The sequence below is a fragment of the Enteroscipio rubneri genome (genome assembly GCF_963929405.1).
In the GTDB taxonomy this organism is placed as follows: Bacteria; Actinomycetota; Coriobacteriia; order Coriobacteriales; family Eggerthellaceae; genus Enteroscipio; species Enteroscipio rubneri.
The window spans coordinates 1,411,370-1,435,770 of sequence record NZ_CAWVIN010000003.1; the positions used below are offsets into that span (position 1 = coordinate 1,411,370).

Annotated in this window: 17 protein-coding genes; 7 read left to right on the forward strand and 10 right to left on the reverse strand. The window is 62.6% G+C overall.

What is annotated here, in order from left to right:
• Nucleotides 1-161 precede the first annotated feature (161 nt).
• The 3 genes from ABGT83_RS12830 to ABGT83_RS12840 form a co-directional block, all read right to left on the reverse strand.
• On the reverse strand, nt 162-1,124 hold the full coding sequence (locus ABGT83_RS12830) for a D-2-hydroxyacid dehydrogenase (protein WP_346687955.1): 963 nt from the start codon (nt 1,122-1,124) through the stop codon (nt 162-164).
• 547 nt (nt 1,125-1,671) lie between these two features.
• On the reverse strand, nt 1,672-2,787 hold the full coding sequence (locus ABGT83_RS12835) for a hypothetical protein (protein WP_346687956.1): 1,116 nt from the start codon (nt 2,785-2,787) through the stop codon (nt 1,672-1,674).
• A 287-nt stretch (nt 2,788-3,074) separates the two neighbouring features.
• On the reverse strand, nt 3,075-4,211 hold the full coding sequence (locus tag ABGT83_RS12840) for a hypothetical protein (RefSeq protein WP_346687957.1): 1,137 nt from the start codon (nt 4,209-4,211) through the stop codon (nt 3,075-3,077).
• 502 nt (nt 4,212-4,713) lie between these two features.
• Here ABGT83_RS12840 and ABGT83_RS12845 point away from each other — a divergent pair.
• From ABGT83_RS12845 to ABGT83_RS12870, 6 genes are all read left to right on the forward strand, one after another.
• A complete protein-coding gene (locus ABGT83_RS12845) occupies nt 4,714-5,613 on the forward strand; it encodes a homocysteine S-methyltransferase family protein (protein ID WP_346687958.1) in 900 nt (299 codons plus the stop codon).
• A 3-nt stretch (nt 5,614-5,616) separates the two neighbouring features.
• Nucleotides 5,617-5,886, forward strand: a complete 270-nt coding sequence (locus ABGT83_RS12850) for a hypothetical protein (RefSeq protein ID WP_103263942.1) — start codon at nt 5,617-5,619, stop codon at nt 5,884-5,886.
• A gap of 330 nt (nt 5,887-6,216) precedes the next feature.
• Complete coding sequence (locus ABGT83_RS12855) at nt 6,217-8,562, forward strand: anaerobic ribonucleoside triphosphate reductase (protein WP_346687959.1); 2,346 nt, start codon at nt 6,217-6,219, stop codon at nt 8,560-8,562.
• 206 nt (nt 8,563-8,768) lie between these two features.
• On the forward strand, nt 8,769-9,395 hold the full coding sequence (locus tag ABGT83_RS12860; protein WP_103263944.1) for a 4Fe-4S single cluster domain-containing protein: 627 nt from the start codon (nt 8,769-8,771) through the stop codon (nt 9,393-9,395).
• Nucleotides 9,396-9,522: 127 nt separating this feature from the next.
• Nucleotides 9,523-10,503, forward strand: a complete 981-nt coding sequence (locus ABGT83_RS12865) for a mechanosensitive ion channel family protein (RefSeq protein WP_103263945.1) — start codon at nt 9,523-9,525, stop codon at nt 10,501-10,503.
• Nucleotides 10,500-11,786, forward strand: coding sequence for a DUF2804 domain-containing protein (locus ABGT83_RS12870; protein ID WP_239926202.1), 1,287 nt, complete (start codon nt 10,500-10,502; stop codon nt 11,784-11,786). The genes ABGT83_RS12865 and ABGT83_RS12870 overlap by 4 nt, the downstream gene beginning before the upstream one ends.
• A 48-nt stretch (nt 11,787-11,834) precedes the next feature.
• On the opposite strand, the gene ABGT83_RS12875 is transcribed toward ABGT83_RS12870, so the two are convergent.
• From ABGT83_RS12875 to ABGT83_RS12905, 7 genes are read right to left on the reverse strand one after another with little or no spacing between them, the layout of a single operon-like run.
• Nucleotides 11,835-12,908, reverse strand: a complete 1,074-nt coding sequence (locus ABGT83_RS12875; protein WP_346687960.1) for a type IV pilus twitching motility protein PilT — start codon at nt 12,906-12,908, stop codon at nt 11,835-11,837.
• 11 nt (nt 12,909-12,919) lie between these two features.
• On the reverse strand, nt 12,920-13,387 hold the full coding sequence (locus tag ABGT83_RS12880; protein WP_346687961.1) for a S4A5 electrogenic sodium bicarbonate cotransporter 4: 468 nt from the start codon (nt 13,385-13,387) through the stop codon (nt 12,920-12,922).
• Nucleotides 13,384-13,848: a hypothetical protein gene (locus ABGT83_RS12885; RefSeq protein WP_346687962.1), complete on the reverse strand. Its 465-nt coding sequence runs from the start codon at nt 13,846-13,848 to the stop codon at nt 13,384-13,386. Before ABGT83_RS12885 ends, ABGT83_RS12880 begins: the two co-directional genes overlap by 4 nt.
• 1 nt (nt 13,849) lies before the next feature.
• The gene (locus tag ABGT83_RS12890) at nt 13,850-14,392 is read right to left on the reverse strand and encodes a DUF4860 domain-containing protein (protein WP_346687963.1); all 543 of its coding nucleotides are present in this window, start codon (nt 14,390-14,392) and stop codon (nt 13,850-13,852) included.
• Nucleotides 14,389-14,715 carry a hypothetical protein gene (locus ABGT83_RS12895; protein ID WP_346687964.1) on the reverse strand — a complete coding sequence of 109 codons (327 nt, stop codon included), beginning with the start codon at nt 14,713-14,715 and terminating at the stop codon, nt 14,389-14,391. Before ABGT83_RS12895 ends, ABGT83_RS12890 begins: the two co-directional genes overlap by 4 nt.
• 8 nt (nt 14,716-14,723) lie before the next feature.
• Complete coding sequence (locus ABGT83_RS12900) at nt 14,724-15,776, reverse strand: type II secretion system F family protein (RefSeq protein ID WP_103263951.1); 1,053 nt, start codon at nt 15,774-15,776, stop codon at nt 14,724-14,726.
• A gap of 60 nt (nt 15,777-15,836) precedes the next feature.
• On the reverse strand, nt 15,837-16,844 hold the full coding sequence (locus ABGT83_RS12905) for a transglutaminase-like domain-containing protein (protein WP_103263952.1): 1,008 nt from the start codon (nt 16,842-16,844) through the stop codon (nt 15,837-15,839).
• A gap of 518 nt (nt 16,845-17,362) precedes the next feature.
• On the opposite strand from ABGT83_RS12905, the gene ABGT83_RS12910 reads away from it, so the two are divergent.
• Nucleotides 17,363-24,400 carry an InlB B-repeat-containing protein gene (locus ABGT83_RS12910; protein ID WP_346687965.1) on the forward strand — a complete coding sequence of 2,346 codons (7,038 nt, stop codon included), beginning with the start codon at nt 17,363-17,365 and terminating at the stop codon, nt 24,398-24,400.
• Nucleotide 24,401 lies beyond the last annotated feature (1 nt).

The window sequence follows — 24,401 nt, forward strand, 5'->3', positions numbered from 1 at the left end:
GGCCGGACGGCGAAGCTCCGCGCCGCGCGACGCAAGGCTACGATTTGAGACAATTCGCGGCGCGAGAAGATGCGCCCTCGAAACGGGCTCGCCCGTTCGAGGGCGCATCTGCGGAGCGCCGTATCCGATGCGGCGCACGGGGCGCGGCGCCGCTCGGCGGTTCAGTCGACCACGTTCTGCGGCTTTCTTTCGACGAAGGCTCCCACGTTTGCGGCGACGGTGGCCAGCAGGCGCTCCCGTGCCTCGTGGGTGGCCCAGGCGATATGGGGCGTGATCACGATGTTCATGCCCTTCGCCTGCAGAAGCGGGTTGTCGGGGCGCATGGGTTCCGCCGACACCACGTCGGCGCCGAAGCCGGCCAGCTTGCCCGAGCGCAGCGCGTCCACGACCGCCTGCTCGTCCACGAGGGTGCCGCGTGCGGTGTTGAGCAGGAAGGCGCCGTCCTTCATGCGCGCGAGCGTCGCGGCGTTCATCATGCCTTTTGTATCGGGCGTGGCGGGTACGTGCAGCGACACCACATCCGCCACGGCCAGCAATTCACCGAGGTCCACTTGGCGCACGTCGTCGCCTTCCAGCTGAGGCTTGGGCGAGCGGTTCTCGAACACCACTGGCATGCCGAACGCGCGCGCGATGCGACATACGGCTTGTCCAATACTGCCCATTCCGACGATGCCGAACGTCCTGCCCGCCAGCTCCACAAGCGGCGTGTCCCAGAACGAGAAGTCTTTCGCACGCGTCCAGGCGCCGTCCATGACGAGGCTGGAATGTTTGCCTACGTGCAGGCACAGCTCCAGCAAGAGCGCAAATGTCATCTGCGCCACATCGGGAGTGGAGTAGGCGGGCACGTTGGACACCACGATGTCTCGCTCACGCGCCGCGTCAAGGTCGACCACGTTGAAACCGGTGGACGTGAGCGCAATCATCTTGAGGTGGGGCGCCCATGCGAGCGCTTCGGCGTCCCAGGCGATCTTGCTCGACACGGCGACGTCGGCATCGACCACGCGAGCGGCAAGCTTTTCGCGCGGCGTGCGATCGTACACGGTGACGTTCCCGTAGCGCTTCAGTGCATCCCAGCTCAGGTCGCCGGGATTGTTCACGTATCCTTCGAGGACGACGATGTTCATAGAGCCTCCTGTCATCGGAATCGGCGTTTGAAGCCAGATTCTAGCATGCGTCCGGTGCGCGGTTCGAGCTGCGGAGGGCGAGTTGCCGGCCGGGAGCGAATTCGTCGCCGAAAACGAGATCGGCCCGGGGAGAGGGGAGCTCCACCGGGCCACAAGGAGGGGATGTGCGGTGTCGTAACACCGCTTCTGCTTTAAGGGGTAAGCAGAAACAAACTGAAAGGAGGGGATTCTTTCGTTTGCTGTAGCCAGTATAAAGCTTGACATTGCAGATGATATGTGCAAGCCATGCATGTTTTGTGAATTGGGGGGCTTGAAAGTAACAAATAGGTAAATTCCGGTATCACTGCAAAGCCGCTGATCGATTGGGCAAATAGAAGCAATCGGCACCGTCGATTGAACGCGACATCCACGGTGAACGGGAAGGAGCCAGGACGGGATCGGCAAAAGAAGCGAGCGGCATCAAACCTTCGAAGCGCCAGTGCTTTTCAAAAAAGAGGCGTCGTTTCAGGATGGGTTGAGCGCGTGGCGGCTTTGCGCATTCGGGCATTCAGGCGCCCAGCGTACCGCGGGCGTTCCACAGCGCCTTGGCGATGCCGGACACGAAGGCGTCGTTTGTCTCGCTCTCGGGAACGTCGGTCATGATGGTCATCAGATAGGCCCGATCGCCCTCGACGATGATGCCGGCATCGATGGTGGCGTTCGTATCCTCTCCGCTGATCCAGCCGGCCTTGTCATACACCGTTATAGGCTCGCTCGGCTCTTCGATGGCGATGCTGTAAGCTTCGTAGGCGCTATCGGCTGCGGAGAGCACGCGCTCTGCTCCCTGCGAGCTTTCGTCGATCGAGATTGCAATTTCAGTCCCGTCTTCCTTCGGCGCGACGGCATCCCTAATCATGGAGCGCTCCGTGCTGCCCAGGAGCTGCTGCGCCCACTCCACGATCTCAGGATCGCCTGACTCAAGGTACTGGTACGCGTTCATCCAGAGTTTGAGCGAGTCGCGCGGCGTGTAATGGGGAAACGCGGTGTCGTTGGCAAGGCTCGGATCGACGTGCAGGTTCGAAAGCCAATGCTCGAGGCTGACCGAGCCGTATCCGTCGCATGCCCGGCGGAGCCGATAATACGACGTATTGTCGGACCAGGTGATGGTGTCGGCGGCAAGCTGGTCGATGGAGGAGATGGATCGGTTTCCCGGTTCGAGAACCTCCTGGCATGCGTAGATGAAGAACGGTCCCTTGAACGACGAGGCGCCGTACAGTTCGGCATCGATATTGTACGCGTAGCCGCTGCCTGTTTGCAGATCGAAGAAGCAGAACCCGACGGTGCGCTCATTGTAGGAGAAGGGGAGGAGCGCCGCTTCGAGAGAGATATGCTGGCCGGGCTCAAGCGAAGGGGTACGACCCGTGCCTTCGGCTGCGAGGGAGAATCCTGTTATGTTCGTGCCGGGATCTGCAATGGCGTCGAGGCTCTCGATAGAGGGCGCGTATTCGGCAGTCGAAGCGGGCTCGCTTTGCGCATCCTCCTCTTCGCTCGAGAAAAGCGGGCCGACCAAGCCGCTTTGGTCTGCCGCGGCGCTTTCTGCCGAGAGCAAGACTCCTGGGACGACGAAGACACCCAATACGACGACGAGCGCGCCGACGGCGGCAAGCGCGAGGGGCCGAGGCATGCGCGACCAAAAGGAGGCCGTCTGGTGCGAACCGATGTATACCGGTGCGGCGCCCATCGGCCGCATCGAGACACGTGGGAGCTCGCCGCGCACCCGACGCGGGCGGCGCATGTTCGCATGCGGGGTTCGCATGTCTCGTCCGGAAGAGAATCCTGATGTCGTTTTGTCACGCATGCGTACACGGTAGCATGCATATTTACGATAATGCAACGGTTCGGAAGCCGAACGGCTCAAACCGCCCGCTCGATCCGATGGTTGGTCGGCGATCCAGCCCGAATGGGCGGCGGCTACGAAGCGCCTGCGTGCGCCTGTTCGTCGTCGCATGGCGCGTCGCATGCGATGCCTGCGGCTATGGGCACATGCGCCTCTGCCGCCGCTGCATTCTCCAGATCGCGTGCGCCTCTGCGCAGATACGCGCGCAGCGCCCCAAGTGCCGCCGTCTGCTCGGGGGCAAGCCGGGCGCTTGTGCGGCTCCGCTTGACGCTCGCCCAAAGCAAACCCAGGAAACGCGCTACGACGACGGAGATGATGGCGGTTGCCAGCAGCAGCTGCACGCCGGCGAGCTGCTGCGCCGCCCAGGCTGCGCCCGAGTATCCGGCGGCGGCGAAAGCGGACGCGAACCGGTCGGTCGCCAGCAGCCCCACGGCCATGGGGAACGTCATGCCCGCATACCCCGGATGAAACGCGACTGAGAAAAACTTCGGCAGCTTGGCCACGACGTACACGAGCGATGCGGCGACGCAGGCGAACAGCGCTGCCACGATCGGCAGACACGGTTCTGCGAACGCGTTCACGTACGAGACCAGGCACATACTGCACGGCCCGAGCATGATGGCCTGCGAATGCATTGCAGCTTCAGCGACTTCGCAGCGTCTCATGCGCCACAGCATGAACGGCGTCACCGCCAGATAGATGCCGATGCCCCAGACCACGATTCCGGCTGCAAGCGGTTCGGGCATGAACGCCATCCCTACAACTGTGGACACCATGACGCCGTTCGTGGTGACGTACCAGCTGGGCATGAACGTCTTCCATTCGAAGCGCTTCACGAAGAAGCGCACGAAGAACACCGCCACATGGGCGAACAGGAGCGCCAGCATCGCGAAGAACACGATCTTGAACGCCGTCCAGGCGCCGGGTGCTATGCTCGCCCCGTAGGCGCACAGCACCATAACGAGCATAGGGAGAGTGGGGTAGAGCGCGGCGAGCATGGGGTTTGCGTACTCGGCCGCCACGACGCTTTTCAGATGGAACGCGATTTTCAGGCAGTATGCCAACGCGACGACGGCCGCAGCCAGTGCGGCGACTGCGTGCACGAGCGGGAAGCCGAGCGAGTCGTAATATCCGCTCAGCACGAGCAGGCCGAGCGTGGCCGGAACCGCCGGCAGCGGCAGCCGGGAGACGGCTTCCTGTATGTTCGTCATAAACCCTCCTCAACGCTGCTCTGTCATTCGCTCATAGTACACCCGGCAGTCCCGCTGCGCGGCGGAACGGCCGAGAAGCTTAGGCGCGCGTTCGCCCGCAAGCTCGCAGCGGGGATGCGGAATCGCATATGCGGAGATAAAAGAACGGCCCGGGGAGAGGGGAACTCCGCCGGGCCACAAGGAGGGGGTGCGACGCCGAAGCGTCGCTTCTGCTTGTACAGCAGGCAATCGAAGGGAGGGGGAGTCGTTCGACTGCATGCTGTAGTATAGAAGTTCACGTTGGAAAACCTATGATCGCCCCATGTGCGTCTTGTGTAACGGGGCCGAACCGTCGGTGAGCGAGAGCGGAATCGCCGCCGGCGCATGAGCCCCGCCTTGGAGACGGTGCGCAGCGCGATTGCAGTTCTCGAACCCATGCCGAGCTTGGTTCGCGGGCTCTTGTCGAAAGGGCGCGCGCTGCTTCGTTCTTTTGGTATGATGTCAGCCGAGGAAAGGATTGGATATGCCCGATATCGCGCTGCGCTTCCACAAGGATATGCTCGTGCTGTCCCCACCCATCGAGCCGGTTCTGAGTCGGCAGGGCTTCGACCTCGAGCAGGGTTTGGAGTTCGCGAGCCTCGTCGAGCCCGAGACCATACGCGATGCGCTGCGCCTGAGCGTGCTCGCGGGCGTGCAGTGCGTGGTGACGAATACGTCGGGCATGACAAAAGCGCGCCTTGCGCATCAGGGCATGGAGGATCGCTCTGCCGAGCTTCTGGATGCTGCTCTGGCTGCGGCGCGCCAGGCGTCCCCGCAGCACGTTCTCGTCGAGGTCGGACCATGCGGCCTGCCGCTCGATGCTTCCAGCAAGCACTCCCTGAACGAGCATCGCGGCCAGTACGCGCACATTGCGCGGCTCTGCGCCGATCGGGAGCTCGACGCGATCTTCCTCAACGGGTTCGGAAATCCGATCGATCTGAAATGCGCCCTGATGGGCATACGCCAGGCGAGCGATGTTCCCGTGTTCGCCTCGGTCGACGTCGATGCGGACGGGCGGCTGGCCGACGGACGCCATTCGTTCGAGGATGCGCTCGACGTCATGCTCGATTGCGGCGCAAGTGTGGCCGGCTTCGCAACCCCTGCGCCTCTTGAGCAGGCGGCCCTTCTTGCCCGTAGAGCCTGCCAGGCGGGCGAACTGCCCGTGCTCGCCCAGCTGATCGTGGCGAAGGACGACCCGAGACAAGGTCGTCCTGTCCCTGCGAATCCCTATTATTGCCCCGACGTCCTCGTCGATGCGAGCGTTCGGCTGCGCGCGGAGGGCGTCCAGTTTCTGCGGGCGTCCGGTGCGGCGACGCCGGCCTACGCTGGTGCTCTGGCGATTGCGAGCGAAGGCCTGGACGTCATCCGCTGCGACGGGGAATAGCCTATGGCCCCCTCGCATACGAACACGACGCGCAGTCCCCAGTACGGAGCCATGCAGGGCGTTGTCGACTCCCTGTTCGCCGATGCTGACGTCAAGGCTGTTCGCCGACTGGACGTCGTGCTGGCTGCCGAGGCCAGCGATATGCCCGACGATTTGATGGAGATCGTCAAGCTGCTGCCCCCCGGTTCCTACACGCGCCAGCGGTTGTGCGATCAACTGAATTCGTCCATCGGCGGTCACGCCTGGGGCCAGGTTTACGGCACGGTAGAATAGGCGGTTGCGTGGTCTGCGCGGTCGCGTAACGCGAGCGTGACGTCGCGCCAACATCGCGTTGTCGGGCATGTGGAGTATCGATGAAGCGCGCGGCGTTTCTCGAATAAACCGAAGTGTGGCGCGATTTCAACCCTTGCGTTCTTTTTTTCTGCTGCGTACTATATCTTCACGCTATGAGCGGTGAACACCACAACATATTGTGGAAATGCAGCGTACTGCCGGTGGAAAATCTGGGTATAACGAGAGTGAATCCACTGTTCACGCCAATAAAAGACAAACCGAAGCCATACCGAAGAACAGCGTCCAGCACACACGAGGAAGGAACGGCGCATGGTCACGACCATCATCAAGCGCGACGGCCGCACAGCAGAATTCAACCAGGAGAAAATCGCCGAGGCGGTCGAAAAGGCGTTCCAGGCGTGTGGCGCCATGCAGGATCGGGCCGCGGCTGAAGGCATTGCGCAGCAGGTTGTGCAGAAACTCGACGACGGTGCCATCGAGGGCATCCCGACGGTCGAGGGCGTGCAGGATCTCGTGGAGGAAACACTCATCGAGTCCGGCTTCGTGCAGACGGCCAAAGCCTACATCCTCTACCGCGCCGAGCGCAGCCGCGCCCGCGATGTGAACAGCCGTCTCATCCAAACGCTCAAGGACATCACGTTCTCTAAGGCGTCGGACTCCGATATGAAGCGCGAGAACGCCAACATCGACGCCGACACCGCCATGGGCACCATGCTCAAGTACGGCTCCGAGTCGGCCAAGCAGTTCTACGAGATGTGCGTCATCGACCCGAAGTTCGCCCGCGCCCACCGCGAGGGCGACATCCACATCCACGACATGGACTTCTATACGCTCACCACCACGTGCTGCCAGATCGAGCTGCGCAAGCTGTTCAAGGGCGGCTTCTCCACGGGCCACGGCGTCCTGCGCGAACCCAACGACATCGCCAGCTACGCGGCGCTTGCGTGCATCGCCATCCAGAGCAACCAGAACGACCAGCACGGCGGTCAATCTATCTGCGATTTCGACTACGGCCTGGCCGAGGGAGTGCGCAAGACGTACCGTCGCCTGTTCAAGAAACATCTGGCCGAGGCGCTCGACCTGCTCGCAGATCTCGATGATTCGCGCGCGTTCGCCCAGGATACGCTCGAGCGCGTCGAGAACGCCACGGGCGCGTGGGCGAGCCTCGAATTGGACGAAGGTTTCGAAGCGAATCTTCGCGCCGAGTTGGCGGATGCCGGCATTCCGGGGGATATTGCCGACAAGTCGCTGGCCTATGCCGTAAAATGCGCCTTCGCCGATACGGACCGCACGACGTTCCAGTCCATGGAGGCGCTCGTGCACAATCTGAACACCATGCATTCTCGGGCTGGCGCGCAGACGCCGTTCAGCTCGGTGAACTACGGCATGGACACGAGCCCCGAGGGCCGCATGGTGGTGAAGAACATGCTGCTGGCCACCGAGGAGGGCCTCGGTTCCGGCGAAACGCCCATCTTCCCCGTGCAGATCTTCCGCGTGAAGGAGGGCGTGAACTACAATCCCGAGGATCCGAACTACGACCTGTTTAAGCTGGCCATGCACTGCTCGGCGAAGCGCCTGTTCCCCAATTTCAGTTTTCTGGACGCGCCGTTTAACGTGCAGTACTACAAGGGCACGCCCGAGACCGAGATCGCCTACATGGGCTGCCGCACGCGCGTCATGGGCAACGTGTACGATCCTGACCGCGAGGTCACGCCCGGTCGCGGCAACTTGAGCTTCACATCCATCAATCTGCCGCGGCTGGCCATTCGCTCGAAGGGAGACCTCGACCTGTTCTTCGACCTGCTGGACGCAAAGCTCGCGCTCACGGTGGGGCAGCTCGACGAGCGCTTCGAGATACAGGCGCGTAAGAAGGTGTACAACGCCCCCTTCCTCATGGGCCAGGGCGTGTGGATCGACTCGGAACAGCTGGCTCCCAATGACGAGCAGCGCGAAGTGCTCAAGCACGGCACGCTCTCGCTTGGATTCATCGGTCTGGCGGAGACGCTCGTGGCGCTGACCGGCCAGCATCACGGGGAGTCCAAGGCATCACAGAACCTGGGGCTTGAGATCATCGGGCATATGCGCGGCTATCTTGATCGCCTGTCGGCCGAGCGCGGCATGAACTACGGTCTGATCGCGACGCCGGCCGAAGGCCTGTCGGGCCGCTTCGTGCGCATGGACCGTGCGCGCTACGGTTCTATCCCTGGCGTGACCGACCGCGACTACTACACGAACGGCTTCCATGTGCCGGTATACTACGATATCAACGCGTTCGACAAGATCGAGATCGAGGCGCCGTACCATGCGCTCACGAACGCAGGCCATATCTCCTATGTCGAGCTCGATGGCGACCCGACCGAGAACCTTGAAGCGTTCGAAGCCGTTATCCGCCACATGAAGGAGAGCGGCATCGGCTACGGCTCGGTGAACCACCCGGTGGATCGCGACCCGGTGTGCGGCTACAACGGCATCATCGGCGATGTGTGTCCCAAGTGCGGCCGCACGGAGGAAGAGCACGGCGTGGCCTTCGAGCGCATCCGCCGCATCACCGGGTATCTGGTGGGCACCCTCGACCGCTTCAACGACGCCAAGCGCGCCGAAGAGGCCGACCGCGTGAAGCATTTCATCGCGTCGGCTGATCAGCAGACGCACTAAGCTTTCGGTTTCGTCGGCCTCCCGGCCACCGGAACCTGCGGCCGGTCGCAGCACCCGATCCCGCGGCGATGACGAGGGCTCGCGTACCCGTTGTGCGCTTCGCCCTCGCTCTCCCCGCGATCTCGGGCGCCACGGCCGTCCTCGCCGACTCACTACGCCGACCCGTTCGATTATTATGCGCCTTCCGGGCGCATGCGAGGCTGCCCATGACCACACCGACCACCATACGCCTCTACGGCACGGCCCCGGACTCCATCGTCGACGGGCCGGGGCTGCGCTACGCCGTGTTCGTGCAAGGCTGCTCGCATGCGTGCCCCGGGTGCCACAACCCCAACAGCCAGCCATGCGCGGGCGGCACGGTGCGCACGATTGAGGACGTAGCGGCCGACATCGCGGCGAACAAGCTCGCTCAGGGCGTGACTATCTCGGGCGGAGAACCGTTCGAACAGGCGGCTGCGTGTGCCGAGCTCGCCCGCCGCTGCCAAGCGATCGGCTTGAGCGTATGGACGTACTCGGGTTACGTCTATGAGCAGTTGGCGGCGCGTTCGTCGCAGTCCGAGCCCGGGGCGCCAGATGCGAGCCATGCCCCGCAATCTGCGGCCGACATCGCGGCGATGCTGCCTCATGTTGATCCTGCCGGCGCCGCCGGCTTGCTGGATGCCACCGACGTGCTTGTGGACGGCCCCTTCGTGCAGGCGCGCCACGCGTTCGACCTTGCATGGCGCGGTTCGTCCAACCAGCGTTTGATCGATGTTCCCGCCACGCGCCGTGCTGACCGCATCGTGCTTTGGGAGTCTCGAACGGTCCTGCCGCAGAAACCGCCTTCCTGGTAAAGCGAGCAGGGCCTGGTGCTCCGATCGCGGCGAAGCGATGCCCGCAGCGGCGCGACCGCGTTCGACAGGCCTCGTCGGTAACAAGCCTGTTGAGTTCTCTCGCGCCTATTCGTGATACGATAACCGTATGAGCCAACTTGAGCAGAATATCGAGACATTCGTACACAGCGACTGGATCACGACGGCCATCACCGCCGTGATCATCTTGGTCGTCACGGCGGTTTGCGCCCGGCTCGTTCGGCGCTTCATGCGCCGGCTACTGCATTTCAACGAAGAGAAAAACCTTCCGTCAAGCTCCATCTTCGTGAATATAGCCCGCGCGTCCGTGTGGATCTTGGGCGTGTGCATCATGCTGTCCACCTGCTTCGATGTGAACGTGAGCGCCGCAATCACCGCACTCGGCATAGGCGGCATCGCCATCTCGCTTGGGTTCCAGGACACCATCTCCAACTTGATTGGCGGCTTGCAGGTTAGCCTCATGCGCATCATCAAACCCGGCGACAACATAGAGGTGGGGTCGTCGTCCGGCGTGGTGAAGGATATCACGTGGCGCCATACCACCATCAGGAACAGCAAGGGGGAGGAAGTCGTCATTCCCAACTCCATCATCAACAAGACCGCCCTTGTCCATCTTCCCCCGGTGAACCAGGTGAGCGTTCCTATTGTCGTGGTGACCGGGGGCGAGCAGCTCGACGAGGTCGCGAAGGCTATCGAACATGCGGCCGCCGAGGCTGCGGGAGCGGTGGGCAAGTTGACGAAGCAGCCGACGCTGGCGTTTTCCCAGATTCTCGATGGAGGTTTCCAGGGAACGATTGTCTTTCGCATGGCCGATAGCCGCACAGGATCGCGCGCGGCCGATGCCGTTTTGCGCGCCGTAGCACCACTGACCAGGTCGAATGCTCCGGACAGGGCGGAGAAGGTTTTGGACGAGGCTCGGCGAGACGAGCAGAAAGCCAAGGACGCCGCCGATAGCTCCAGCCAAGCGAAGCCCAAGCCGAAGCCCAAGCCGAAGCCAGATCCCAAGGCTCCCCAGAGCCAGAAGGCGACCTCGGTCTTTCGGAGGCGCATGGCCCGAGCGCTGCGCAAAGACGAAGGAGAGCAGTCGTGAGCACGTCGGCACCCGAACATGAGAAGCGGCTGATCGAGCCCGGAACCGGGAAGGCCCCCTCAAAGGAGCCGAAGCCTGCACACGCCTCCAACGGTGGTTCCGAACTGCACGGTTTCGGCCCGGAACCGCAGGCAGCGGATACGCTCGCCGCACCGTCGACTGCCGAGCGTCCCGACTCGAACCCGGCTACAGCGTCGCCGAACGAGACGCGGATCGTCGAAGCGGGACCGCTGCATCGGTTGGACGGGGCGCTTGCGGTGCGGGGATGGGCGACGTCGCTGCTGCGCTCCTACGATCGCACGCGCATCAAAGCGCCCCGCCATCGCATCAAAGAGTGGGACTACTATCTGGTGAACGACGACGAGTACGCGGTGGCGCTCACTTTGTCGGACCTGGGCTACGTCGGCCTCGTGTCGGCTTCGATCATGGATCTGGTGCAGGGCGTCTCGCATACGGTCAGCGTCGTCACGCCGCTGCCGCTCGGCCGGTTCGGTCTTCCCGCAAGCTCGGATTCGGGCGTGTCGTCGTTCCAAAACGGCCGCGCCTCGTTTCGCTTCGAGGCTTCCCAGGGGCGCCGCAGCCTCAAAGCTCATGTTGCGCGCTTCGACGGCAAGGACGACCTCTCGTTCGAGGCTGTGCTCGAAGACGAACCGCGGGATTCCCTCGTCATCGCGACGCCGTGGAGCGAGGATCAGAGCGCGTTCTACTACAACCAGAAGATCGTCGCCATGCGTGCTCGCGGGAGCTTCAAGAAAGGCGTGCTGGTGCACGGGTTCAATCCGCAGAACTCGTTCGGCCTGCTCGACTGGGGGCGCGGCGTGTGGACGCGCGACAACACGTGGTACTGGGCCGCCGCTCAAGGCTGGCAGGGTCCGCGAGACGAGTCCGGGCGCGGCTCGCGGCGCTTCGGGCTCAACCTGGGCTACGGCTTCGGTGACACGACGGCAGCCTCGGAGAACATGGCGTTCGTGGACGGTATTGCGCACAAGCTGCACCGCGTGAGCTTCGGCATTCCCGAAAAGCCGGGCGCGGCGCATGCGAAGAAGCTGGGCGATCGTTACGACCTTATGCAGCCCTGGCGCATAACCGACGACGAGGGCCGTCTCGACCTCGCGTTCAGGCCGCTCCTCGATCGGTCCGATTGGATGGATTACAAACTGGTTCGCACCGATCAGCACCAGGTGTTCGGCACGTACGACGGCACCGTCGTGCTGGACGGCCATCAGCCGTTCGCCGTGACGAACCTGCTCGGCTTTGCCGAGGTTGTCCACAACGTGTATTAGGCTCCGACGGCCCGCCGCCTTTCGGCGGCATGTTGGCCGTCGGGATTCTTACAGGCCTGCGGCTGCAAAGCGCTTCTCAAGCGCTTCCTGGTGGATGGCGTACTGCATCGCCATGTTCTTGCCTACGCGGCCGCTCTTCACGAGCTCGAACAGACTCTGGTCCATCGTGCGCATGCCCTCGGCGCTTCCGGAGGCGATGACGCTGTCGATCTGGTGCGTCTTCTCCTCCCGGATGAGGTTGCGGATGGCCGTGTTCGCGAACATGATTTCGAAGGCAGGCACCACACCTCCGTCGCGGGAAGGAACCAGCTGCTGGCTCACAATGGCCTGCAGCACCATGGAGAGCTGGATGCGAATCTGGCGCTGTTGCGAAGCGGGGAATGCGTCGATGATGCGGTCGACGGTTCCGGCGGCGCCCGTCGTGTGCAGCGTCGAGAACAGCAGTTGCGCCATCTCGGCGGCGGTAACGGCCGTGCCGATGGTATCGTAGTCGCGCATCTCGCCCAGCAGGACCACATCGGGGCTCTCGCGCATGGCCGAGCGCAGCGCTTCGCCGTAGGTGGCGATGTCTGTGGGCACCTCGCGCTGCGTCACGATGCAGCTGCCATGCTTGTGGATGTACTCGATCGGATCCTCCATGGTGATAATATGGCCCGTGCGCTGGTGGTTCAAGCGATCGATGATGCAGGCGAGCGTCGTGGATTTGCCCGAGCCTGCCGGACCCGTGACCAACACGAGGCCCTTCTTGAACTGGGCGAGCCGGAGCACTTCGTCAGGGATGTTGAACTCGGCCGGATTCGGCAGCCCAAAGGGGATCACGCGGATGACCGCACCGTACGAGCCGCGCTGGCGAAACACGTTCGCGCGGAAGCGGCCGATGCCGGGCAGGGCGAACGAGAAATCGTCGTCATGGTTGCCGTTCGCAATGAAGCGCTCCATGCTGCGGTCGGATACCTCGTAGATGGCGCGCACGAACATTTCGGTATCGGCGGGCGTGAACGGCGCCGATTCCAGCCGGATCTGACGACCGCCCACCTCGTACGTCAGGGGGAGCCCGGCGATGATGAAGACGTCGGACGCCTTCGCGTCGACCATCTCCTGCAGCAGTTCTTCAAGTTTCATCTTCGTTGCTCCTATCGTGTCTGCGCAGCGCCCGACCACAGCGTTTCGCCTGCGCCGTTCTCCGTCCAATTCGTAGTCGTTTTCCACGAGGTCACGCGGTATGTCGCATCGTCGAGAATCTCCAATTCGATGGCGAGGGAGCGCCCGCTGTCCGAGGCGAACTCTGCCTCGATCTTCGTCCCGTCGATGACGCCGCCTCCTGGCAGCGCGCGCTCGACCGCCGAGATCGCCTCGTCCAGGCCGCCTCCCGCCGCGCGAACGGGGGCGAGTGCGGCGTCCACCTCGGCCGTGAACTCCTGGGCGGCGCGTTCGTTGGCGTACGTATCAGCCGTGAATGCCCCCTGTTTCTCGGCGGCTGCGAACGTGGCCTGCGCCGTCGTCACCGAGAGCACAGCCATGACGGCCAGGCATACGATGATGACGAGCGTGAACAGGCTGATAGGCCCGATGCGCACCGATCCTCGTCCGCGCGCGGTCATGCGCCATCGCCTCCTCGGCCTCCGTCGCTCAGGTAGCGCGCCGTCTCCAGCTCGTAGATGGCCTCGCCTTCGCAGGACACGATGATGCTCGCGCGGTACAGCGTGCCCCCCGGCATCTGTTCGGAGGCCGTCTCCCGTTCCACGACGAACGTATCCGCTTGCTCGCTGCCGCCGGTTGCCACCGCGTTTCCCTCGGCATCGTACAGCGCAGCGCCGTATCCGGCTTGGGGGTCGGCGGCGAACCGTTCGGCTTCGTTCGACGCCAGGAGCACGGCTTGCGTCAGCTGGCGCTCCTCCACGCTGCGCGCGTGCGCCGAGCCGAACAGCTGCATGAACACCGCGAGGGAGAACGCCAGGAAGGCGAGCAGCAGAAGCGCCTCTACGATGAACGCGGTGCCGTGCCAGGCGGTGTCCTCGCTGCGCCGCGCTGCGAGCAGGGTGTTCGCACGTCTCTCCGCCATGCTAAGCGCCTCCTCTCACGCTGCGCAACGCCACCTGCACCGTGCCGTCATCGGTGTACACGGTGAGCAGCCCGTTCTCGTAGGAGAATGAGAAGCGCACGGAATCAACGATACGTGCGGCCTTCTCCGGCGTGTACGCTGCATCGGCGGGCGCGTACTCCTCCACGATGACGCCCTCGTACGAGTAGATGCGCGTCTCGAACGTGCCGCCGTCCAGGCGTTCTGTCAGCACGAGCGAGCGCCCTTCGGGCCCCTGACCCGTGCCGATGGCGTCGACCGCGTCGGCGGCGCGCACGCTGTTCGCAATGAGCCCGGTAGCTATGCGGGACGTATCGGCCTGGTCGCGCACATCGCCGAGCGTGCGGTAGAGATTCGTGCCAGCCGAAAGGGCAATGAGCAGCGCGATCAAGAACAGTGCGAACAGAAGCGCGGTGAATAGGCGTCCGAAACCGTGCTCGCTTTCGGCGCGCCGCGCGATCCGTCTGCTCGTCAGAGCATCCATAACCGCATCCTCGTCCAGATCATCGGGTTGTCCGCCCCTCATCGTGGCACCACCACCACGCTTGGCAGGATATTCTCAGCGAACACCTCGTAGGTGATCACGTAATCGTCGCGGTTCACCCGCAGCCCGTAGTCGCTTTCCAGATGTTCGAGCGAAGCGGGGTACGAGCCCTCGATGGCGCAGCATTGCTTCGCGCTGTTGAGGATGGCGTTGCGTACCGAGACGGCGCCCTGCTCGCGCAGGTTCGCCTCGACAGCTCCCGCTGCGAGCCAGCCGCCCGCGATAAGCGCGAGCGCCAACGCGAGCGCGACCATCCTCCTGCCGCGCCGTCGTTTCAGCTGCGATGTCGTCTGCTCGCGATACATGCGCCTCCCTAGCCGATCGATCCCATGATGCCGATGAGCGGCAGCATGACCGACACGAGCGTGGCGCCCACGGCAATGGTGAGGAACGCTGCAAGCGCGGGCTCTACGCCGTCCACGAGGCGATCCATCTTGACGACGGCGTCGTCGAAGAACGTGAGCGACAGGCGTCCCAGCACGCTTTCAACGCTGCCGGAGCGTGCACCGATGGTGAGCATGCGCGCGTATACGGGTTCGAACACGCCGCTGGCCGACACGGCCTGGGTCAAGCTCTTGGGTGCAGACACGTCGAGCATCGTCGCGCGAGCCTCTTCGAGCTGGCTTTTGAGAGAGCGGTGGTCGACCAATGCCACGGCCTCCTTCATGGCCGTGTCGGTATCGACGCCGGAGGCCACGTAGATGGCGAGCGCCGAAGTGAAGCGACTCAGGGCGAGCTGGCGCATGGTGCTGCGCGTGAACGGCAGCTTCTCGGCCAGTCGCATGAAACCGCGCCGCCCGCCTTCGCTGCGCATGGCCGCCGCCATGACGAGCACCGCGGCCGTGCATACGAGCGTGACGGCAAGCGCCGCCCAGCCGATGCCGATGGCCGCGCCTACCGTGGCGAACGATCCGGTGGCAAGCTCGCCCGACAGGCTTTCGTACACGTTTACGAACACGGGCAGGATAACGGCTACCGTGAACGCGAGGATCACCGACATCACGCACAAGAGCGCGGCAGGATAGACGACGCTCGAGCGCATCTTTGCGAATAGGCGTGCTTCTTCGTCGTAGTACATGGCCAGCGTGCGCAGCGTGGGCTCCAGGCGCCCCGATACCTCGCCCGCCCGCACCATGTCCACCGCATGGCGGGGGAAGGCGCCCGTTCGTTCCAGGGCGGCCGCGAGCGGTTCGCCTCCGGCAAGCCGCGCGTACACGGCATCGCATGTGCGCTTAAACGCGCCGTCCTCCATGTCGTCGCCCAACAGGCTTACAGCCTCGTCGGTTTGGATGCCAGCGGCCAGCATGATGGCGACGCTTTCGCAAAACGCGCTCACGGCGCTGCTCTCGAGCACGGATGTGGCCATATTCGCTCCTTGTCCTCAAAGCGCGTACGATCGTCGTCGTTCGTCCGTGCACGTCGGCTTCTAGTAGATGAACCGGTCGGTGTACTCTGTTGCATCGCCCACGTAGCGCTCCGATCCCCCCGCAGCGGCGAATGTCAGGTCGATGCGCGTCCAGGAGCCGGCCTCCACGCTTACCTGTACGCTCCTCCAGCTTCCATCAAGATATACCAAATTCCAGGCATGGTAAATATTATCTGGGGAAACATATCCGGTTACGATCTTCGTGGGTATGCCCTGGCTGCGCAGCATGGCCGCGCCCAAGCTTACGTAGTCGAAGCAGATGCCCGTGCCCTCGGCCAGCGTAGCGTCCGGATCCGGCACATAGCCCGTCGCGTCGGCCAGGTGCTCGGCTTTCTCGGTGTCGTAGCGCACGTTATCGGCGATCCACGTGTAAACGGCGCGCAGCACGTCGCCTTCGTTCTGGGCGCCGGAGGCGAGCTCGTTCGCCTTTGCCACGCAGGCGCTGTTCGCATCGTAGTCGCAGAATACGTTGGGGCGCAGGAAGGGTTCGAACTCGGTGTCGAGCGCCACGTCGACGGCTATGGCGTTGATGGATGCATAGCGGTCTCCCTCTGTGTTCTGCATGACCTGCACCTCGTAGGCGCCGTCACCCAGATTGAGAGGGGCCACCACCGGCGTCCCGTCGCCGGGAAGGTCGTAGTGGTACTTCATGCCGTCCTTTTCCACAAGGAATTTGAGGCGGCTTGCATTCTGGGCGGACGCAGCCACGTAGCCCTGCGAAGCATGCGAGACATCGATCAGACTGTCGTGGCTAGACGTTGCCGCATCGGCATCGAACTGCGCAACGGCGAGCTCGGGGCGTTCGAAGGCGGGCCCGCTCGTGGAGCCTTCCGCCGTTTCGCCGGCGGTCGTGCCGGGGCCGGAGCTGCCCGAGACCGTGCCGCCATCGAAGCCGTCGCATCCCGCCAGCGGGGACAGCGTGGCAGCGAGCAGAAACGCGAGCGCGGCTGCAGAGGCGCGGCGCAACGCCGTCGCCGGGCGGATCCTGCATGCGCCGGGACGTTTCACGGACGATCCTTCGTGTTCGGGTTCGGCAGGGCCCAGCGCGACAGGCAGGACCCTGGAATGTGTTCATTATAGCGTGTCCGAAACCGGGTCCTTCACGCGTTCCATACGTCCACAAACGTCCCGGCGCTGTCTCTTGCGAAGGTGAGTGCGGCGATGCGAACGGTCGCTCGTCGCCCGTGAGCGGTATTCGACAGGGGGGTGAGCGGTAAATCACCCTTCGACATACGGGTGGAGGAGGCGAGTTTCGTCGACCTGATCTCCATAATTGCGTGCTTTTGGGCAGCAATTATGGAAATAACGTTGCCAATGGATGCTCGAGGAGCTTCGGGCATTCGATATGTTAGCGTATTTGTGGTAAAATTCCCTATGAGCTTTACCGTGCTTTTTCGCATGGTCGAGCCTACCACATCAAGGATGCAGAACGGCATGTCAGAAAACGTATGAGCCAGTCTAATGGTAGCGGCTGCAAGGGTGACAGGATGCCCCGGAAGTAGCGTTTTGAGGATTCGGTGATACGTATGAGCATGCTGGAGAAACTGTGCGATGCGAGGAACACGTTCGAGGGCAAGGCGCTGGCCGTCTTCATGTCCTTGGTGATGGCATTCTCCTTCATCAACCTTTCTTCCTCCGCCGATGCGGCTGAGACCGGCGCGGCGCCCGAGGCTTCTGAGGCTCAGGTCGATAATTCGTCGAGCGAGTCCGCCGAAGCTCCGGCACCCGAATCCGCCCCCGCGGCCGAGTCCGAGGCGGCCGCCCCGGTTGAGGCGCCGACGGCTTCCGAGCCTCCCGCGCAGAACGAGACGGCCGTCCCGCCGACGTCCGAGCCTGCAGCCGACCTTCCCACCGCCGAACCCGGCGTGGCCGTGGTGAGCCTGGACTTCGCGCATGCGTACATCACGTACGCTGGTCAGGACATCATGCTGCCCACGAAGTCGTTCAATTTCCCCCTGAGCAAGGAGCTGGCGTTCAAAGCCGGCGCCGATACGGGCTATGAGGTGGGCGCTGTGATGGCCGTCGTGAGCGGCGTGGAAACCGAGCTGGCCGCCGACGAGCAGACCGGCGAGTACAAGGTTCCCGCCGACCTGGTAACCAGCAACCTCACTCTCAAGGTGGAGGGCAGGGCGGTGGAAGGCGATTCCGGCACCTTCGAGGACACCGCCGCGGAACCGATAACCTCCGACACGAAGATCGAGAGCGAAGAAGCTGCCGAAAGCGAAGGCGAAGCGCCTTCCGAATACGATGACGTCGCAGGCATCGAAGCCGACGCGAGCCGTCCTGCGTTCGAAGGCTACGCTCAAGCGGGCGACGTGCTTGTGAAAGTGACCGCTCCCGAAGGAGCGCTGCCCGAGGGAACCACGGTGCAGGCGATCCAGATCACCAGTCCGGCCGTGATTGGTGCCGTCGAGGCTACGGTCGAGGATCAGGGCAAGGCGCTTGAGGACGCGCGTGCCATCGACGTGACGCTCCTCGGTCCGACGGGCAACGTCATTCAGCCGGATGCCGCCGTGAACGTCTGCTTCTTCAATGCCGGCATCGAGGGTGAGACCATGGGTGTGTACCATGTGGCCAACGATGGCTCGAGCGTCGACTTCGTTTCGGCCCGCCAAGCCGATGCCGCCGCGCAAAGCTTCGACGTGAGCCACTTCTCCATCTATGTCGTGACGGCCGAGGGGTCGCCGCGACTCGCCACCTACAACTTCTACGGCACAGATGGCACGACGCTGGTTGATCGACAGATCGTGAGGACCGGTGACACCCTGTACGAGCCCGAGCCTCCCTCCGTTGCCGATGGCGAGAGCTTCCACGGCTGGTATGCAAAGAACGGTACCGAATGGGCAGATAGATTCGAAGATTTCGGCGAGCAAACGGTTGGCGAAACGGCTACGTACAACCTGTACGCAAAGGCTTCCGAAACGTTCTACGTGCACTTTATGGACGAATCGGGAGAACGCGTTTTTGCTACCAAGTCGGGGGCTTCCGGAGACGTGGTGCCGGTTGACGTCACGCTTCCCCTTGGTCCTGATGAAAGCGTGACGGGGTGGTACGCCGATGCGGATCTCTCGCACAAGGTCGATTCCGTCGAGTTGAAAGATGCGAACGTCACGCTTTATCCCAAGGTTGAAAAAGGCACATGGTTGACCTTCGATGCCAGGGGCGGGTCGTATACGGAGCCGGAATTTGTAGGCGTGGCGGGCATTTCAACCGAACCTGCCGAGCCGACTCGCGCGGGTTACGTTTTTGCGGGTTGGTACGACAACGATTCGTGCGAAGGGGAAGCCTATTCATTCGGCGGCGTGCTTCAACGGGATACGGCGCTCTATGCGAAGTGGGAGCCGGCTGAAGCGGGTTATCGCGTCGTCGTGTGGCTGGAGGGAGCCGATTCGACGGTTGATGCGGTGCAGTACGACTATGTGACCACCCTCGACTACAAGGGCAAGACGGACGAGTCCGTCGCGCTTCCCACTGCCACGGAGATCAAGGAGGCTGTTGGGACCTTCGCAATTGCGCAGAAGCATATTCTCGACGAAGTTGACGCTTCGAGCGATATGGCGGTGACGGTCAAGGGCGATGGCTCTGCGATTGCCAACGTATACCTCAATCGCGCCGAATACACCATCGATCTGCGTTGCACGGAAAAGGAAGTCGTCGGCACCAAGGCAGACTATACGGACTCTTACCCTATCAAGGCGAATTACGGAGCTGATATCTCCACGTTGTGGGATAGCGCATCGAACGAGATTAAGGCTAAGTACGGAGATCGCGTTTGGGTTGAGAAGCTGGCGAATATTGGAACGAACGGCAATCCCGTTATCGCTCCTTTCCAGACGATGACCCAAAACAAGGTTTTCTACTACGTCCGGAATGGCGTCAAGCTGCATTATCTGGAGATCAAAGTTGAGAAGGTCGGCAATACTAAAACTATTGCAAAAACCAATCCCAACGACCCCGCCTATAACCGCGGTGGCTATCGGTATTTCAAGACCAACGACGTTTCTATGTTCGAGCTTCAAAACACGATCACGTTGAATGCGACGGGCGTGCATGCGAATCCTGCGAATTACGTAAACGCTCTCAACGGGTTCGAATGGGTTGGTGCTGATCTTGCGAACGAATACGGATTCTTCCAGCCGGGGGGCAAGTATGGGCAGAAGTTCGTTGCCCGTCAGTACTTCCAAAGGAAATCGTACACCATCACGTTCAACAACGGTAGCTCGGTAAGCCAGAGTAAACCCATCAAATACGGTTGGTCTATCGAAGGTGAGGGCGCGGAGCCGAGCGCTGCTGATGCCGGCATGCCGGAAGGCTCGAAGTTCGAGGGCTGGTACACGTCGCCGACGTACTCGGAGGAGACGAAGTACGACTTCGACGATGCTACCATGCCGGCGCAGAACCTGGTTCTGTACGCGAAGTGGAAGCTTCCGACCTACCAGGTTACCTTCTACAAAAACATGGAAGGCTCTGCGAAAGCCGTTACCAGCGATGTTGATTATGGGGAATCGGTGGTTGAAGAACCGTCTTCGATCGCCGACGTTCCCGAGGGTTACAAATGGATCGGGTGGATGACGCGCTCCGGCTCTGACGGGGATTACACGTATCTGCCCTTCAGCTTCTCATCCCGGGCCTTTGGCGCTATCGAGCTCTATCCTTACTACATTAACAACGAGAGCCGCTCGGTGCGCTACGATGCGAACGGCGGTGTCGGCGCGGTGCCGACGGACGAGCTCAAGTATGCGCAGGGCAGCTTTGCCGAAGTTGCGAAGAGCGAGCTGACGCCGCCTGCCGGTCAAGCGTTCCTCGGATGGAGCATTCATGCCGATGGCAGCGGCGTGAGGCACTACCCTGGCGACTTGGTGCAGCTTGGCGGATCGGACATCACGCTGTATGCGCAATGGGGACAGCCGGCTCCTCGCACGTCGCTGACTTACGATGTCAACGGCGGAAAGGGCGATACCGCCACCATCGCTTCTATTGCCAACAACGACGAGGTAACGCTCAAAACGGCGGAAGAGCTCGGCTTCGAGGCTCCTCGGCCCGGCGTTCATTTCGCAGGCTGGAACACCGAGCCGAACGGCACGGGGGACTCGTTTGCCGGCGGCTCTGCTGTGAGAGTCGACCTCGAAGGGAGTGCGAACGTCCTGTACGCCCAGTGGGCTCTTGACGACGATACCCCGTATGCAGTCGAGGTGTACTACGAGGTTGACGGCAGCTATGGTCAGCCTGATGTCCAGCAGGGCGTCGGCACGACCGATGCCAAAGTTTCCGTGAGCGCAGCCGACTACGCCAAGACCGGATATACCTTCGACGAGTCCGCTCCTAATAAGCTCGAGGGCGCCATCGAAGGCGACGGTTCGCTCGTGCTCAAGGTGTACTTCAAGGAGAACACGGCTTTGATTGCCTATCGAGCCACCGAGGGCGGCAGCGTGTCGCGAGAAAGCGAGACGCTGCGAGCGGTCAGCGGTGAGGCCAAAGGCTCGAATGCCCAGCCTGATCCGAAGACGGATGCTGATCTTGGCTATTACTTCGCAGGTTGGAGCGTGGGCGATTCTTCCGAGATCGTTTCATGGGAGCCTGAGCTCGACCGTGCCGCTGTCGAGCGTTTCGCGAAGCATGACGGGGCGTTCGAGTCCACCACGTTCACTGCCCATTTCGCTGCCAAGAAGGAGCTCGTGATCATCTCGAAATCAGACGAGTTCGTTTACGATGGAACCGAAAAAACCGCGAGCAATACGGTGTTCGAAGGCGACGAAGGAGTGAACGTCGCCAACGTCGATGCGCGCACGACAGAAGTGGATGTAGGCGACTATCCGGTGGAGTTCTACAACCAAGACAAAATAAGAATTTTCGAGGACAGGACCGGAAAAGACGTGACTGACCGCTATGTGGTCAAGTACGTCAAGGGCACGTTGACAATCAAGCCTGCTACTCTCAAGGTGACGACGTTCTCTGCCTCCAAGACCTATGACGGTGCCCCTCTCACGGCTTCCGGCACGATGACCGGCTTGGTGAACGGTGAAACCGCCGCTTTCACCACCACCGGCACGGCCACCGAGGTCAATGCGCCCACAGGCACGCAGAACACGTACGATATCGACTGGAGCGGCAGCGCCAAGGAATCCAACTATAAGGTTGAAGCGGATATCGGCACGCTGATGGTGACCGAGTACGACAAGCCGATCGTCGTCACCACCGTCGGCGGCATCTTCACCTACAACGGCGAACCTCATGGCGCCGACGTCACGGTTTCCGATTTGCCCGCAGGCTACTGGAAAGAGACTGCCGCTTCGAGCGCTTCGGCCACCGACGTCACGGCCAGTCCTGTCGCGGCGACCGCCGACAAATTGGTCATCCGCAATGCTTCCGGCGTCGATGTGACCGACAGGCTGAACATAAGGAGGATCGACGGACAGATCGAGGTTACGCCGGCTCCGCTCAGCGTGAGGATCGTGGGCAATTCCGCCGTTAAAACCTACACCGGCGAAACGTTCACGGTTGACGACTTCACTGCCGAGCCCCTCATTGAAGGCAAAGCCGAAATCACGCTCAAGGACGGCGCGGCCGCTCATGCCGAGGGCGTTGATGCCGGAACCTATCCCATGGGCCTCGCGCCCGACAGTTTCGAGGTGCGGTCGAAGAACTACAACGTGACGTTGACGGTGGTGGACGGCTTTTTGCGCATCGAGCCAGCGGGGAAGATGTCCGTTTCGGCCAGCGACGTGGAAAAAGTCTATGACGGAAACCGCTACGGCGTGAAGGCCGAGGCCTCGGTGGAGGGTGCGACGATCCGCTACCGCGATCCGGTTACGGGCGAGTACAACCTGGAGGATTCGCCGACGTTCCTCGATTGGACGGACGGTCCGCGAACGGTAGAGTTCCAGGCGACCCACCCGAACTACGAGACGGCGTACGGCACCGCCAGTGTCACCATCAACAAGCGTGCGGTGACGCTGACCAGCGCCGACGCGGTCAAGTCGTACGATGGGACCGCGCTGCTCGCCGAGCGCGTCGTCGGGGACGTCGATTTCGCTGCCGGCGAGGGCGCCACGTATTCCGACTTCGCGTCGCTGATCGATGCGGGCACGACGCCCAACACCTTCACCTATCGTTTTAACGAGGGTACGAAGGCTGCAAACTATATTGTGAAGAGCACCTTCGGCACGCTCGAAGTGGAGAAAGTCCCGTTGGCTGTCACGGTGACGGGCAACCAGGCTGCAGCCGCCTATGACGGCGCGAGCCACCTCGCCGAAGGCTACGTTGTCGACGGCGCCGACGGCAAGGCCGAAGTCGCGCTGCGGGACGGCGTGCTCGCCCGCGCCGAGGGCGTTGATGCCGGAACCTACCCCATGGGCCTCGTACCCGACAGTTTCGAGGTGCGGTCGAAGAACTACAACGTGACGTTGACGGTGGTGGACGGCTCGCTGTCGGTGGCGCCTGCGACGCTGCTCATCTCGGCCAACGATGCGAGCAAGAAGTACGGGCAGGTTGATCCTACGTTGACGGCATCGGTGACGGGCCTGGTTGGGGGCGACTCCTTCTCCGGTTCGTATAATGTGACGCGCGTCGCGGGCGAGTCGGTCGGCACGTACGCGATAGCCGTCGAGAACGCAATCTCGGGCGATCCGAACTACGTGGTCAAAGTGGCCCCGGGTTCCTTCGCCATCGTTTCCGCCGATGCCGTTTCTCTCGTGGTAGGCGGAGGCACGAAGGTCTACGATGGCACGCCGTTGGTGCCGACGGGCTTCACGCCATTCGGTTTGGCCGATGGCGATTACGCAGAGGTGGTGTACAGCGGTTCGCAAACCGATGCCGGCTCGAGCGTCTCAAGCCTCGCGAGCTACGTTATCCGCAACGCCGCGGGCGAGGATGTGACAGCCAACTACAGGACCGTCAACGTGGTTCCCGGCGATCTGACCGTGATGGCGGCGGCTGTCACGATCGTCGTGGCCGATGCGGCTAAGGTGGCTGGCGCGGCTGATCCGACGTTCACCGGTACGGTGACGGGCCTCGTTGACGAGGGAGACCTCGGGCAGGTTGCCTATGCCCGCTCGAACGGCGACGAGGCTCCCGGAACCTATGTCGACGTGCTCACGGCCTCCTTCACCGACAATCCGAACTACGCGGTAACGGTCGTTCTCGGCACGTTCACCATCACGGCCGCCCCGGCAGTTCCTCCTACGCCGGTCACGCCGACGCCCGGCACGCCGACAGCTCCTCCGACGCCGATAGGCACCGTTCCCGACGGTCCGCTCGCTCCGATTATCACACCCGTTGTCGAGGCTCTCGAGGACGCCGTCACACCGCTCGCAGGCCCGCAGGAAGAGACGATCGACGACAACGAGAATCCGCTTGCAGGTTTCGATACGGTGCAGTGTTGGGTGCATTACTACCTGATCCTGGGCATCATTGTCACGGTGATCTACGGAGTTGGCGTGCTCGTACGGCGCATCAACTTCACGCGTAAGCTCGAAGATTTCGAGGACGACGTGCTTGGCGTCGCAGACGATCCGGCCAACGAGCCGACGCAGGCCCCGATCGCGGCTGAAGGCAAGGAGGCCTAGC

Excerpts from the sequence above, each read along its gene's own strand:
- ABGT83_RS12885 (WP_346687962.1), bottom strand. The coding sequence starts at position 13,848 with ATGGCGGAGAGACGTGCGAACACCCTGCTCGCAGCGCGGCGCAGCGAG.
- ABGT83_RS12840 (WP_346687957.1), bottom strand. The coding sequence starts at position 4,211 with ATGACGAACATACAGGAAGCCGTCTCCCGGCTGCCGCTGCCGGCGGTT.
- ABGT83_RS12830 (WP_346687955.1), bottom strand. The coding sequence starts at position 1,124 with ATGAACATCGTCGTCCTCGAAGGATACGTGAACAATCCCGGCGACCTG.
- ABGT83_RS12835 (WP_346687956.1), bottom strand. The coding sequence starts at position 2,787 with ATGCCTCGGCCCCTCGCGCTTGCCGCCGTCGGCGCGCTCGTCGTCGTA.
- ABGT83_RS12875 (WP_346687960.1), bottom strand. The coding sequence starts at position 12,908 with ATGAAACTTGAAGAACTGCTGCAGGAGATGGTCGACGCGAAGGCGTCC.
- ABGT83_RS12880 (WP_346687961.1), bottom strand. The coding sequence starts at position 13,387 with ATGACCGCGCGCGGACGAGGATCGGTGCGCATCGGGCCTATCAGCCTG.
- ABGT83_RS12855 (WP_346687959.1), top strand. The coding sequence starts at position 6,217 with ATGGTCACGACCATCATCAAGCGCGACGGCCGCACAGCAGAATTCAAC.
- ABGT83_RS12895 (WP_346687964.1), bottom strand. The coding sequence starts at position 14,715 with ATGTATCGCGAGCAGACGACATCGCAGCTGAAACGACGGCGCGGCAGG.
- ABGT83_RS12890 (WP_346687963.1), bottom strand. The coding sequence starts at position 14,392 with ATGAGGGGCGGACAACCCGATGATCTGGACGAGGATGCGGTTATGGAT.
- ABGT83_RS12900 (WP_103263951.1), bottom strand. The coding sequence starts at position 15,776 with ATGGCCACATCCGTGCTCGAGAGCAGCGCCGTGAGCGCGTTTTGCGAA.
- ABGT83_RS12910 (WP_346687965.1), top strand. The coding sequence starts at position 17,363 with ATGAGCATGCTGGAGAAACTGTGCGATGCGAGGAACACGTTCGAGGGC.
- ABGT83_RS12860 (WP_103263944.1), top strand. The coding sequence starts at position 8,769 with ATGACCACACCGACCACCATACGCCTCTACGGCACGGCCCCGGACTCC.
- ABGT83_RS12865 (WP_103263945.1), top strand. The coding sequence starts at position 9,523 with ATGAGCCAACTTGAGCAGAATATCGAGACATTCGTACACAGCGACTGG.
- ABGT83_RS12850 (WP_103263942.1), top strand. The coding sequence starts at position 5,617 with ATGGCCCCCTCGCATACGAACACGACGCGCAGTCCCCAGTACGGAGCC.
- ABGT83_RS12845 (WP_346687958.1), top strand. The coding sequence starts at position 4,714 with ATGCCCGATATCGCGCTGCGCTTCCACAAGGATATGCTCGTGCTGTCC.